The following is an 11,616-nucleotide window of genomic DNA, read 5'->3' as shown; positions in this document are numbered from 1 at the left end:
GCGTCTCCGCCGTCTCCAGCGTCCCAACACCGCCTCAGCAGCGCCGGTGAAGGGGGTTCTAAGGTTTACCCAAACAACCCGCAAGTGGAAAATTCGACAAACTCGCAAAAAACCGCAGATTTAATTTTCACCCATATAAATCATAAGCTTAAATAACGTCATACTCCACGAAACCCGCAACACGCAGCGCATCCCACCTCGAATCTCAGCTTTTGAACAGGCTTACCCATAGACTCAGCGCCGAGTCAGATGGAATCGGCCTGACGCGACCGAGTCAGCACACCGGATATAGGCAAACGCAGTAGCAACAGGCCGACGATTGCAGACAGATAGACCAGCGGCTCAATCTGGAAGCCCTTGGCCAACATGACATAGTGCAGCCCACCCAGAATCGCCGCGGGAAACACCAGGCGCTGCAAGCTGCGCCATCGCGGACCCAATTTCCGCACCGACAGATTGTTCGACGTCACCGCCAACGGCAGCATCAAGACAAAAGCGGCCATGCCGACCGTTATATAAGGGCGCTTAACGATATCCGCCCAAATCTGGCTGGGCACCTGCACATCCAACACAAGCCACACCAACAGATGCAGCGTGACATACGCAAAGGTCAGAACCCCAAGGGCGCGGCGGAACTTCAGCAGGTTCAGGCCAAGGAAACGCCGCAGAGGAGAAATCGCCAGCACACCAATCAGAAGCTGTAACGCCAACTCTCCGTACCGATGCTCCAACGCCTCTATCGGGTTTACGCCCAATCCGCCTGTCAGCCCCTGGTAAAACAACCAGGGCGCTGGAAGCGCCCCAATCAGGTAGACCGCCCAAGCGGGAATACGGCGTAATATATGATTCACCTGCTGCATAGACTTAATAGTATTGCGAAAGATCCATGCCTTCGTACAGCCCGGCGACCTCGTTCTCATAGCCGTTGAACATCAGGGTTGGGATACGCTTGGCAAAGAGACCGCCGCCGATTTCACGTTCCGAGGCTTGCGACCAGCGCGGATGGTTCACGTTCGGGTTCACGTTACTATAGAAGCCATACTCACGTGGCGCCGACATGTTCCAACTGGTGGGTGGCTCTTCTTCTGTCAGAGTGATCCGCACGATCGACTTGATCGACTTGAAGCCGTATTTCCACGGCACCACTAAACGCAGCGGCGCACCATTCTGGTTTGGGATCGGCCGATCATAAATACCCGTCGCCATGATGGTCAGCGGATGCATCGCCTCATCCAAGCGCAGACCCTCGCGGTAAGGCCACTCCAGAATCGGGTAGCGCACGCCCGGCATCTCATCGGGGATCAAGGCGGTTTCAAAGGCCACGTATTTGGCACCTTCCTGAACACCTGCCATGTTCAGAAGATCAGCCAGTTCGAACCCGTTCCACGGGATCACCATCGACCAGGCCTCGACACACCGGAAACGATAGATGCGTTCTTCGACCGTCATCTCGGACATGATATCCTTAAAGTCATAGTCGCCCGGATTGTCGACCAGACCGTCGATCTTAACACTCCATGGTTCGGTGGTCAGCGCACCGGCATATTTGGCAGGATCATCCTTGCCAGTCCCGAATTCATAAAAGTTGTTATAAGACGTGATCTCTTCCCAGGTGTTCGGCTCCAGCGCTTCTTGCGCCGCCGCGCCGCGCGCCATCCCCGCCAGTCCGACACCTGCCAGCCCGGCTATAACCTGACGCCGGTTCAAAAACGCCGCCCTTGGGGTGACATCCGCATGTGTCAATGTATTGGTCCAGCGATGCGCCATGTATGTCTCCGTTGTCAAAACACCTCGGGTATGAGGTAGATCGCTGATAGCACAGTGCCAAGGTAATGAGCGTCACGATTGAGCGACGAGATTGTAACGTAGTCGCCTGTAGGCGTGGGCTTCAGAACGTTCCCAACCAAGCTAAGCTTTGCAATTCAGGCCCGGAACGTGCAGGCTTTGCAGTGGATCGACAGACGTAGTACGGTGTTTTTGGGGAAACCGTCAAAGCATACCTGCATCCATTAGGTCCCTTGCGCCTGCTGACATTGCGATATCAATGGTATGAACCACAGAAAAAACAAACCTATGCCCGCCCCCGCCGCAATGAGTGCCAAGGCTGCCTCTTATGCCGAACAAGCCGCAATTCGGGATCTAACGCAGCCTCTTCCCGAAATGCGGGCTATGTTGCGAGAGGATTACGCAGACAGTTGTACCGCAGCCGTAGAAATGTCCGGCGTTGCACTGTCCGATGAAACAATTGGCGGTGTGCGTTGCATGGTTATCACTCCTGCCGAACCGCGCCCTGGCCGCAGGTTGGTCTACCTGTTCGGCGGCGGCTTTACCCTTGGCAGCCCGTTTGAGGATTTGCCAATCTCAGCCTGGCTGGCCGCGAAGACCGGCGCGGTTGTGATTGCACCGGACTATCCCTTGGCCCCCGAAGCGCCATACCCGGCGGCCCTTGATGCCTGCACCGCAGTCATCTCGTCTGTACTGGCCGAAACGCCTGGGGCTTGCCTGTGCGGAGAATCTGCCGGGGGAAATCTTGCGTTGGCTGCAGTCCACAGAATGCGCGCAAATGGCGTTCCGTTACCAACGGCACTGGCCCTGCTTTCACCTTTTGTCGACCTGCAGAACAACGGGGACAGCGGACTGGCAGATCGCGACCCGTTTCTAAATCAGTCTGAAATCGACTTTTTCCGTGACTGTTATGTTGGCAAAGAGGTCGACCTGACAGCCCCCGACGTATCTCCGATTTACGGCCCCTTGGACGCAGACTTTCCACCCGTCTTTCTGACTTCGGGAACCCGCGATCATTTGTTGAGCGGTTGCGTGCGTCTGGATCGCCTGCTGCGACAGGCCGGCGCCGACTGCACCCTGCGTGTATGGGAGGGCATGTGGCACGTGTTCGAGTTTTACCCGGAGATACCCGAAGCCGATGCCTCGCTGACGGAAATCGCTGTTTTTCTGAATGGGCATTTTGCCAAGGTGTAAAAAAAATGACCCGCCAGTTTGGCGGGTCTTTCTGGTTTCCAATCTCAGATCAATGCACCACGGCATCGTCCGGGCGGGGCCGATCTGACGTGCCCAGCCTGTCACCGATGACCAGACCTTCGGCTCCGGCAGTCACCGGGACAGTCTCGCCGTCCTTGATCTCGCCGGCCAGCAGGGCCTCGGCCAATGGGTTCTGAAGCGCGCGCTGAATCACGCGTTTCAGCGGACGCGCACCAAAGACCGGATCATAGCCTTCGTTCGCCAGCCATTCCTTGGCGCCATCGTCCAGTGCCAGCTCGATCTTGCGGGCGGCCAGACGTTTCTGCAGGCGTGCCATCTGGATATCAACGATGCCATCCATATCGGCCCGCTTGAGCCGGTCAAAGATGATCGTTTCGTCCAGACGATTCAGGAATTCCGGCCGGAAATGCGCCCGGACCGCATCCATCACGTCGCGTTTGGCCTGCGCACTGTCCGCACCTTCGGGCAACTGGCTGAGCGCCTGAGAGCCGAGGTTCGACGTCAGAATGATCAGCGTCTGCTTGAAGTCCACGGTGCGGCCCTGACCATCGGTCAGCACACCATCGTCCAGAACCTGCAGCAGCACGTTGAACACATCCGGATGCGCCTTTTCGACCTCGTCAAACAGCACGACCTGATAGGGCCTGCGCCGCACGGCTTCGGTCAGCACACCGCCTTCATCATAACCGACATAACCCGGAGGGGCACCGATCAGACGGGCAACCGCGTGTTTCTCCATGAACTCGGACATGTCGATGCGTACCATCGCGTTGTCGTCGTCGAACAGGAAGTTTGCCACGGCCTTGGTCAGCTCGGTCTTACCCACGCCGGTCGGTCCGAGGAACAGGAACGAACCCAAGGGGCGGCCTTCATCATTCAGGCCAGCACGCGCACGGCGCACGGCGTTGGCCACGGCAGTCACCGCCGCATCCTGACCGATCACGCGGGAATGCAGATCGTCTTCCATCCGCAGCAGCTTCTCGCGCTCACCTTCCAGCATTTTCGAGGTCGGGATACCCGTCCAGCGTTCGACCACCGAAGCGATCTGTTCCGGACGCACCGTTTCCTCGGCCATCATGGCGTTGCTTTCGGCGTTTTCGGCCTCAGTCAGCTTTTTCTCAAGCTCGGGGATGACGCCGTAGGACAGCTCACCCGCCTTGGCGAGGTTGCCTTCGCGCTTAGCGATCTCCAGATCGGCCCGCGCCTTGTCGAGCTGCTCCTTCAGATCACGCGCACCTGCCAGCTTATCGCGTTCGGCCTGCCACTGGGCGGTCATCTCGGCGGATTTCTCCTGCAGGTCGGCCAGATCCTTTTGCAAGGTTTCCAGACGATCCTTGGAGGCTGCGTCATCCTCAAGCTTCAGCGCTTCTTCCTCGATCTGCATCTGCAGAATCTGACGATCAAGTTGATCGAGTTCTTCTGGCTTGGAGTCTACCTCCATCCGCAGACGCGACGCCGCCTCATCGACCAAATCGATAGCTTTGTCAGGCAGGAACCGGTCGGTGATATAGCGATGCGACAGGGTCGCCGCCGACACCAGTGCCGAGTCCGAGATGCGCACACCGTGGTGCAGCTCATACTTCTCTTTAATACCGCGAAGAATGCTGATGGTGTCCTCGACCGTCGGCTCCTGAACCATCACTGGCTGGAACCGGCGCGCAAGGGCCGCGTCTTTTTCGACGTATTTGCGGTACTCGTCCAGCGTGGTTGCACCGATGCAATGCAGCTCACCCCGTGCAAGCGCGGGCTTGATCAGGTTGGCGGCATCCATCGCACCGTCGGATTTACCGGCACCAACCAGCGTGTGCATCTCGTCGATGAACAGGATAATCTCACCGGCGGCCTCGGTCACTTCGGTCAGAACCGCCTTGAGACGTTCTTCGAATTCACCGCGGTACTTCGCACCGGCGATCAGCGCGCCCATGTCCAGCGCCAGCAGTTTCTTGTCCTTCAGCGATTCCGGCACATCACCATTGATAATGCGCAGGGCCATACCTTCAGCAATCGCGGTCTTACCGACGCCGGGTTCCCCGATCAGAACCGGATTGTTCTTGGTACGACGCGACAGAACCTGCATCGAGCGACGGATTTCCTCATCCCGTCCGATGATCGGGTCGATCTTGCCCTCGGCCGCAGCCTCGGTCAGGTCGCGCGCGTATTTTTTGAGCGCGTCATAGCCCTCCTCCGCCGACGCGCTGTCAGCGGTGCGACCCTTGCGGATATCATTGATCGCCTCGTTCAGTTTCTGCGCGGACACAGCGCCGGCATCCAAAGCGTCCTTGGCTTTGGATTTCACCATGCACAGTGCCATCAACACGCGTTCGACCGGCACAAAGCTGTCGCCCGCTTTGGTGGCAATCTTGGCGGCCTCGTCCAACACCTTGGCGGTCTGGCCGTCCATGTAAATCTGGCTTGCGTCGCCGCTGACCTTCGGGATTTTGGCCATCGCAGCATCCAGCGCCTCGACCACACGGTTCGGCGCGCCACCTGCACGTGTGATCAGGTTGCTGGCCAGCCCCTGATCGTCATCCATCAATGCTTTCAAAATATGTGTGGGCTCCAACCTCTGGTGCCCCTCGCGCAGCGCAATCGTCTGCGCCGCCTGCACGAACCCCCGTGCCCGCTCGGTGAACTTGTTCAAGTCCATAGCATTCTCCTTTATCTCAAGCGCCCTGAATGTGATGCGCCCGCTTGGCGGCACGCGTCGGTCTGGGCCTCACATTCAATCTGGGAAATATCTTTGACGGTTCAAGAGGCTAAGCCGCAGATTCCGCACTTAACGGCGCGGTACGGAATAGACTGTATACCCTCCGGTTTTTGCGACTTGCCGTGCATTATACATGTCGACCAATGATTGCGCCGCATCGCTGCCTGAGGGGCAGGACACAAGATCAGCCGCGTCATCCAGAAAATCGACGGTAAAGGCCGTTTCGCCGGTTAACTGGCAATCATCGTCGGTCGAACGATAGCCGCGCACAAGGCGCAGGTCCTGATTGGTCGGGGATCTGATGACCGTATCTGCGGCCTCTGGCTGCAACGGCATTTGCTGACAGCCAACCAAAGACAAAACAAACCCCACACCCGCAAACTGTTTCATGAGTCCCCCATCTTAAATGTTCTTTGTAGTGGGAGGACCATAGCACAGTCAGTCATAAGGCATGCGATTTCGATCAAACATCGGTCCTGCATGGACACAAGGCGCGGAACCCGTTAGGACGCAGACGTTTGCCAAAAAGGAGCTTGCCCCATGTCCGATGACCGCCTGATCGTTGCCCTTGATGTTCCAAACGCCTTGCAAGGTCTGGCCATGGCCGAGCGGTTGGGTGATGCCGTATCTTTCTACAAGATCGGGCTGGGTATGCTGACCGGGGGCGGGCTGGCCCTGGCTAATGAGCTGAAACAGGATCACGGCAAGCGCATTTTTCTGGACATGAAGCTGTTCGACATCGGCAACACAGTGGAAAACGCTGTGCGCGGGTTGGCACAGTTCGATCTGGATTTCCTGACCGTGCATGGTGATCCCCATGTGGTACGCGCCGCGAAAGAGGGTGCCTCGGGCAAGGACCTCAAAATCCTCGCCGTGACCATCCTGACCTCGCTGAACCGCGACGATCTGGATGCCAGCCTGCTGAAAGAGGGCAACGTGCAGGAACTGGTGGTCGAACGTGCGGCACGCGCGCTAGAGGCCGGGGCCGATGGCGTCATCGCCAGCCCGCAAGAGGCCGCGCTAATCCGCGCCCTGCCCCAGGCCGAAGGTCGTCTGATCGTTACTCCAGGTGTCCGACCAGCAGGCGCAGCATTGGGCGATCAGAAACGTGTGGCCACCCCGGCCAGTGCAATCAGCGACGGTGCCGATCACATCGTTGTTGGCCGCCCGATCTATCAGGCACAGGACCCAAAAGCCGCAGCCCAGGCGGTTCTTGCTGAGTTAAATTCCTTGACACATCACTGACAAGTGCCACCAAATCAGCGAATTTCCGCGCAGAAACGGCTTGCAACCAGTTGACCTAACGTCACTTTCCAGCCCAACCGTGCCAAATCGCCGCTGTGCCCCAAAACACACATGAAAAATACGAGTTTCTCATGTGTGACCTCGGTCCTATCGAAATTGGCGGTTTTGCGCGATTCTAGGGGTGTGATACTCCCCGCGGACCCTCTCTTCCTGAGGTCCGTCACCTCCCCCCGCCACTTCGCGGGGGGTCTTCTTTCGGACATGACCCTGCTTTCAGTAATCGCTGGCATTTCGTGCCACACCTGGGGCTGGTATAAGGAAACCACTAATTGAATAGCATGAAAGGCGGGAAGATTTCATGCCCGGTCTCTGCCGAGATTGCCTGACCACATTGACCGACGAACGGCGCTGCACTGCCTGCGGCAGCCCGCGGATCAAGGCGCATCCCGAGCTGTTTGATCTGTCCATCGCACATATGGATTGCGATGCCTTCTATGCTTCGGTCGAAAAGCGGGACAATCCCGAGTTGGCCGACAAGCCGGTAATCATCGGCGGCGGCAAACGCGGCGTGGTGTCGACCGCTTGTTATGTGGCGCGCATTCGCGGGGTGCGGTCGGCCATGCCGATGTTCAAAGCCTTGCAACTGTGCCCCGAGGCGGTGGTGATCAAGCCGCGCATGTCGGTCTATGCCGAAGTGTCGCGCGAGATTCGCAAGATGATGGACGAACTGACCCCGGTGGTCGAACCGCTGTCGCTGGACGAGGCGTTCATGGACCTGTCCGGCACGCAGCGCCTGCATGGCGCGCCGCCTGCCGTTATGCTGGCGCGGCTGGTTGGGCGGATGAAGGATGAGTTGGGCGTGACCGGCTCTATCGGGCTGTCGCACAACAAGTTTCTGGCCAAGGTCGCCTCGGACCTCGACAAGCCCCGCGGATTCTCGGTGATCGGAAAGGCGGAAACGGCTGAGTTCCTGTACGACAAACCCGTGCGGCTGATCTGGGGCATCGGCCCTGCCGCGCAGGAATCGCTGGATCGCGCGGGTATCCGCAGTTTTTCCGACCTGCTGCGCTGGGACCATGACGCGCTGACCGCACGGTTCGGATCAATGGGTTACCGGCTGTGGCATCTGGCGCGCGGGCAGGACAAGCGACGCGTCTCGGCCCATGAGCCGATGAAATCCATCAGCAACGAAACGACGTTTTTCGAAGATACCGCCAGTCTGGATATTCTGGATGGGCACATCTGGCGCCTTTCCGAAAAGGTGGCGGACAGGGCAAAGGCCAAAGGTTTGGCCGGGCGTGTTGTCACCCTGAAACTCAAACGAGCCAATCACAAGATCATCACCCGGCGCGTTTCCCTGCGCGATGCCACCCAGATTGCCGACCGACTTTACCGCACGGCCCGTGGCCTTTTCGACCAGGTTGGCGATCAGGGGCCATATCGATTGCTGGGCGTTGGCTTGTCTGATTTGTGCCCCGAAGCGCAGGCCGATATATCGGGCGATTTGCTGGATCCCGGAGCAACTCAGCGATCACAGGCCGAACGCGCCACTGACGAGATTCGGCGCCGTTTTGGCAATGATGCAATTGTGAAAGGCCGCGCGCTGCGCTGAGCTGAGCTTACTCGGCCGCCAGGCGAACCGGATCATCGCCAATGCTGGCGATTTCCTGAATGATGTCGCGCAGAATCTCTTGAAACAGGGCGAAATTCTCATTCGGCACGATGTTGGCCTCGTCCATATAAAGCGCCCGGTCAACTTCGATCTGTACCGCATGTTGATGACGGGCGGGGCGGCCATAGGTCTGGGTCACATACGCCCCGGCAAAGGGCGCGTTACGTGCCACGTTCAGCCCAGCGGACACAAAGGCCGCTTCGATCCGATCCACAACCTCGGTCGAGGCGGACGCGCCAAACCTGTCCCCCAGCACCACATCTGGTCGCTTGGATTTTGCGTTGCTGGCCATGGCGACCGCCTCATGCGGCATCGAGTGGCAATCGATCAGGATCGCCTGACCGAAGACGTCGAGCGATTCGGCCAACAAGGATTTGAGACGTGAATGATAGGGCCGCCAGCAGGTGTCGATGCGCAGGCGCGCCTCATCCATTGTCAGCTTGCCGCGATAAATCGCGCGCCCATTGGCCACCACGCGGGGAATCACCCCCAACCCGGATGCCACCCGGGGGTTATGCCCGGAACGTCGCGCCCCTTGGACCAGTGCCGGATCCAGCTCCTCGGCACTGCGGTTCAGATCCAGATACGCCCGTGGCAACACTGCCGAGATCAACGGCGCGCCAAAGTCAGCAGCCGCAGAAAACAGCTGATCTACAAAGGCATCTTCCGAGGATCGAATCACATTTTCACTTAGAACCGTGCGGTTCAACAGCGTTTGAGGGTAACTCCGACCACTATGAGGAGAAGAAAACACCACGCATGACGTGCGTCTGGCGGGCATGTCCAATACATAGGGGGCGTTCGGCATGGTGACTCCTTGTTCGCATTGAACATAGACCGGAAAATAGTTCTACCAAACCCCTTGAACCCCTTTGCGACTCCTTTTATAGACCCGGCTACCGGCGCGGGGTTCCGCGCCCCATTTCGTTATGGGGTAGGACAACGCAACGGGACGTGGGCGGTTAGCTCAGCGGTAGAGCACTTCGTTGACATCGAAGGGGTCACAAGTTCGATCCTTGTACCGCCCACCATGATTTCACTGTTCCGGGCTTCCGGGGCACCCGACTAACCCAGGCGCTGGCCACGTCCTTGATGAAGGCGCCGCAGATTGGAGACAGACCAATGAAGGTCAAGAACTCGCTCCGCTCGCTCAAGAACCGGCACCGTGATTGCCGTATTGTGCGTCGCAAAGGCCGCGTCTACGTGATCAACAAGACGCAGCGCAAGTTCAAAGCTCGTCAGGGCTAAGAACTGCACATAACCACTTAAAGAAACCGCGCCTTCGAGCGCGGTTTTTTGTTTTCCAACTATGCGTTTTTCGCTTGCGCTTAGCCTCATGAAGGACCGGGCAAGTTTGATTTTGATATTTCGCGTTGTGATAGAGCGTTCTCGTGTTAACGTTCTCCGGATTTTCGATGACGGGAGGTCAACTTGGCCGACGGTGAAATACTCGGAACGACCCTGACCGATATGGTCGCGGATATTGGCAGGAGCGTGGCGCAAGCCGCCGAGCAACTAAGCCTCGACCAGTTGAACGCCCTGAAGAACTACCCGCAGGAGCTTCGCGACATGGGCATCCCACCGGTTTTCTATCACATGCAGGATGTCGATGTGGAATTGAAAGTCGTAATGGAGATGAGCACTAAGACGGAAGAAGGCAAGCGGCCCGCAATCATCTCGATCTTCATGGGACCGAAGTTGACCCAGACCGATACGGTCGACACCAAAAGCGCATCGACCATGCGCATGCGCTTTGCTCCGGGCCCAGTAGATGACAACAGGTCACCAGAGGACACCGATGGCACGTAAGACAGTTAAGGCCCCCAAGAGGCCACCTATTGATGTACGCGTCACCGAATTGCCCGAAGCCTTTGCGACACTGTTGCAGTCACTTGCTGACCGTCTGACCGCAATGGAGCAGCGCGAGACCACTTTGCTTCAAACAATTTCGGACCTGCAGAATCGGATTGACGATCTGGAAGAAGGCGGCGGCATGCTGATGGGCACGGGGTCTCCGGTAACAAACCCGTTGGCCCAGGGTCGGTCAGAAATGAATTCGGGCGACGAAGACACTCAGGTTGTCGACGCTCAGGAATTTTCACAGGCACTGGGCGAACAGATTCTCGCCGGTTCAGACGGAAGCAGCGAGTTTACCATCGACAATGTAAAGGTCGAGGCCGTGGTCGGGCTGGGCCAAGATGGCAATAAGGCACAGATCGCAACCAACGCCAAGAAACAGGCGGTCAGCCAGAACGCATCGAAAGTTACGTTTTCGGTCCGAAGGCGGTCAAAAACGCAAATCATCGAGTGAACACAAATTTTTCAAAAGGAGTTTGAACAATGAGTATCGGGCAAGAACTGCTGAACGTTCCCTTTGCAGAAATGGTTCAAAAGCTGGCACTTTCGGTCGCTGAATCACAAAGCGAGTTGGATCGTCATTCGACCGACATGGCTAAATATATGGCCGACCAAAAAATCCTGCTTCCCGATCTCTCCAATCCCGACGGCCCCGCCAAAGAATTCAGCCTCGTGTCGATGGGATTCCTTCCTGCATTCTATGCGGTGCAGGAGGCCGAGATAGAGGTCAAAATGGCGATCTCGATGACCAAACAGACCGAAAAATCAGGTAGCGCTTCAGTGAAAGGCGGCTGGGGGCCCGTGGCGGCCCAGGTCAACGCCAGCTATTCCTCGCGCTATGCCTATAGTCAGGAAGGTGCAAGCAGGTTGACCATCAAACTCGCACCGGCCGATCCGCCGGTCATGCTGCAAAAATACATGGAAGCTGTAACTCAGGCCATGCTGACCAAGGAACCGGTACTCAGCGACGATCCCGAACCTGAGCCGGCGCCGTCACCCGCACCACCGCAACCGGAAGGAAGACAGAGCAAACAGCGTCGATCCTGACAGCAAGTGCGCAGCAGGAAAGGCGAGCGACATTTTGACCAACTAAATTTGTCAGATTTCCTTGCATCCCCCTCAGAATCGTTTAATT

Annotated in this window: 12 protein-coding genes and 1 tRNA gene; 8 read left to right on the top strand and 5 right to left on the bottom strand. The window is 57.7% G+C overall.

Going from position 1 to position 11,616, the window contains the following annotated elements; all coding sequences use genetic code 11:
• Window positions 1-245: 245 nt before the first annotated feature.
• Both msrQ and msrP read right to left on the bottom strand, forming a co-directional pair.
• Entirely contained in the window at window positions 246-860 is a 615-nt protein-coding gene (gene msrQ, locus GOX21_RS20070; protein WP_170352003.1) for a protein-methionine-sulfoxide reductase heme-binding subunit MsrQ, read from the bottom strand.
• 4 nt (window positions 861-864) lie between these two features.
• Complete coding sequence (gene msrP, locus GOX21_RS20065) at window positions 865-1,767, bottom strand: protein-methionine-sulfoxide reductase catalytic subunit MsrP (RefSeq protein WP_170379634.1); 903 nt, start codon at window positions 1,765-1,767, stop codon at window positions 865-867.
• 306 nt (window positions 1,768-2,073) lie between these two features.
• Here msrP and GOX21_RS20060 point away from each other — a divergent pair, with 306 nt between their 5' ends.
• Window positions 2,074-2,979 carry an alpha/beta hydrolase gene (locus GOX21_RS20060; RefSeq protein WP_170379632.1) on the top strand — a complete coding sequence of 302 codons (906 nt, stop codon included), beginning with the start codon at window positions 2,074-2,076 and terminating at the stop codon, window positions 2,977-2,979.
• 49 nt (window positions 2,980-3,028) lie between these two features.
• On the opposite strand, the gene clpB is transcribed toward GOX21_RS20060, so the two are convergent.
• The gene (gene clpB / locus GOX21_RS20055) at window positions 3,029-5,647 is read right to left on the bottom strand and encodes an ATP-dependent chaperone ClpB (protein WP_170361984.1); all 2,619 of its coding nucleotides are present in this window, start codon (window positions 5,645-5,647) and stop codon (window positions 3,029-3,031) included.
• 129 nt (window positions 5,648-5,776) lie between these two features.
• The gene (locus GOX21_RS20050; protein WP_170352007.1) at window positions 5,777-6,097 is read right to left on the bottom strand and encodes a hypothetical protein; all 321 of its coding nucleotides are present in this window, start codon (window positions 6,095-6,097) and stop codon (window positions 5,777-5,779) included.
• A gap of 150 nt (window positions 6,098-6,247) precedes the next feature.
• Here GOX21_RS20050 and pyrF point away from each other — a divergent pair, with 150 nt between their 5' ends.
• Both pyrF and GOX21_RS20040 read left to right on the top strand, forming a co-directional pair.
• Window positions 6,248-6,952, top strand: coding sequence for an orotidine-5'-phosphate decarboxylase (gene pyrF, locus GOX21_RS20045; RefSeq protein ID WP_170361982.1), 705 nt, complete (start codon window positions 6,248-6,250; stop codon window positions 6,950-6,952).
• A gap of 358 nt (window positions 6,953-7,310) precedes the next feature.
• Window positions 7,311-8,564 (top strand): DNA polymerase IV, encoded by a 1,254-nt coding sequence (locus GOX21_RS20040; protein WP_170379631.1) that lies wholly within the window; start codon window positions 7,311-7,313, stop codon window positions 8,562-8,564.
• Window positions 8,565-8,571: 7 nt separating this feature from the next.
• Here GOX21_RS20040 and GOX21_RS20035 read toward each other — a convergent pair whose 3' ends face one another.
• The gene (locus tag GOX21_RS20035) at window positions 8,572-9,432 is read right to left on the bottom strand and encodes an N-formylglutamate amidohydrolase (RefSeq protein WP_170379629.1); all 861 of its coding nucleotides are present in this window, start codon (window positions 9,430-9,432) and stop codon (window positions 8,572-8,574) included.
• 148 nt (window positions 9,433-9,580) lie between these two features.
• On the opposite strand from GOX21_RS20035, the gene GOX21_RS20030 reads away from it, so the two are divergent.
• The 5 genes from GOX21_RS20030 (at window position 9,581) to GOX21_RS20010 (ending at window position 11,528) form a co-directional block, all read left to right on the top strand.
• Window positions 9,581-9,655, top strand: a tRNA-Val gene (locus GOX21_RS20030).
• A 91-nt stretch (window positions 9,656-9,746) separates the two neighbouring features.
• Window positions 9,747-9,872: a type B 50S ribosomal protein L36 gene (gene ykgO / locus GOX21_RS20025; RefSeq protein ID WP_008755722.1), complete on the top strand. Its 126-nt coding sequence runs from the start codon at window positions 9,747-9,749 to the stop codon at window positions 9,870-9,872.
• A gap of 183 nt (window positions 9,873-10,055) precedes the next feature.
• Complete coding sequence (locus GOX21_RS20020) at window positions 10,056-10,433, top strand: hypothetical protein (protein ID WP_170352011.1); 378 nt, start codon at window positions 10,056-10,058, stop codon at window positions 10,431-10,433.
• The gene (locus tag GOX21_RS20015) at window positions 10,423-10,935 is read left to right on the top strand and encodes a hypothetical protein (protein ID WP_170379627.1); all 513 of its coding nucleotides are present in this window, start codon (window positions 10,423-10,425) and stop codon (window positions 10,933-10,935) included. Before GOX21_RS20020 ends, GOX21_RS20015 begins: the two co-directional genes overlap by 11 nt.
• 29 nt (window positions 10,936-10,964) lie before the next feature.
• A complete protein-coding gene (locus tag GOX21_RS20010; RefSeq protein ID WP_170352013.1) occupies window positions 10,965-11,528 on the top strand; it encodes a hypothetical protein in 564 nt (187 codons plus the stop codon).
• Window positions 11,529-11,616 lie beyond the last annotated feature (88 nt).

This window comes from Ruegeria atlantica (assembly GCF_013032005.1).
In the GTDB taxonomy this organism is placed as follows: Bacteria; Pseudomonadota; Alphaproteobacteria; order Rhodobacterales; family Rhodobacteraceae; genus Ruegeria; species Ruegeria atlantica_A.
Note: the sequence above shows the minus strand (reverse complement) of the source record. Positions and strands in the feature narration are given on the sequence as shown.

Excerpts from the sequence above, each read along its gene's own strand:
- ykgO (WP_008755722.1), top strand. The coding sequence starts at position 9,747 with ATGAAGGTCAAGAACTCGCTCCGCTCGCTCAAGAACCGGCACCGTGAT.
- msrQ (WP_170352003.1), bottom strand. The coding sequence starts at position 860 with ATGCAGCAGGTGAATCATATATTACGCCGTATTCCCGCTTGGGCGGTC.
- pyrF (WP_170361982.1), top strand. The coding sequence starts at position 6,248 with ATGTCCGATGACCGCCTGATCGTTGCCCTTGATGTTCCAAACGCCTTG.
- GOX21_RS20050 (WP_170352007.1), bottom strand. The coding sequence starts at position 6,097 with ATGAAACAGTTTGCGGGTGTGGGGTTTGTTTTGTCTTTGGTTGGCTGT.
- GOX21_RS20010 (WP_170352013.1), top strand. The coding sequence starts at position 10,965 with ATGAGTATCGGGCAAGAACTGCTGAACGTTCCCTTTGCAGAAATGGTT.
- clpB (WP_170361984.1), bottom strand. The coding sequence starts at position 5,647 with ATGGACTTGAACAAGTTCACCGAGCGGGCACGGGGGTTCGTGCAGGCG.
- msrP (WP_170379634.1), bottom strand. The coding sequence starts at position 1,767 with ATGGCGCATCGCTGGACCAATACATTGACACATGCGGATGTCACCCCA.
- GOX21_RS20035 (WP_170379629.1), bottom strand. The coding sequence starts at position 9,432 with ATGCCGAACGCCCCCTATGTATTGGACATGCCCGCCAGACGCACGTCA.
- GOX21_RS20060 (WP_170379632.1), top strand. The coding sequence starts at position 2,074 with ATGCCCGCCCCCGCCGCAATGAGTGCCAAGGCTGCCTCTTATGCCGAA.
- GOX21_RS20040 (WP_170379631.1), top strand. The coding sequence starts at position 7,311 with ATGCCCGGTCTCTGCCGAGATTGCCTGACCACATTGACCGACGAACGG.
- GOX21_RS20015 (WP_170379627.1), top strand. The coding sequence starts at position 10,423 with ATGGCACGTAAGACAGTTAAGGCCCCCAAGAGGCCACCTATTGATGTA.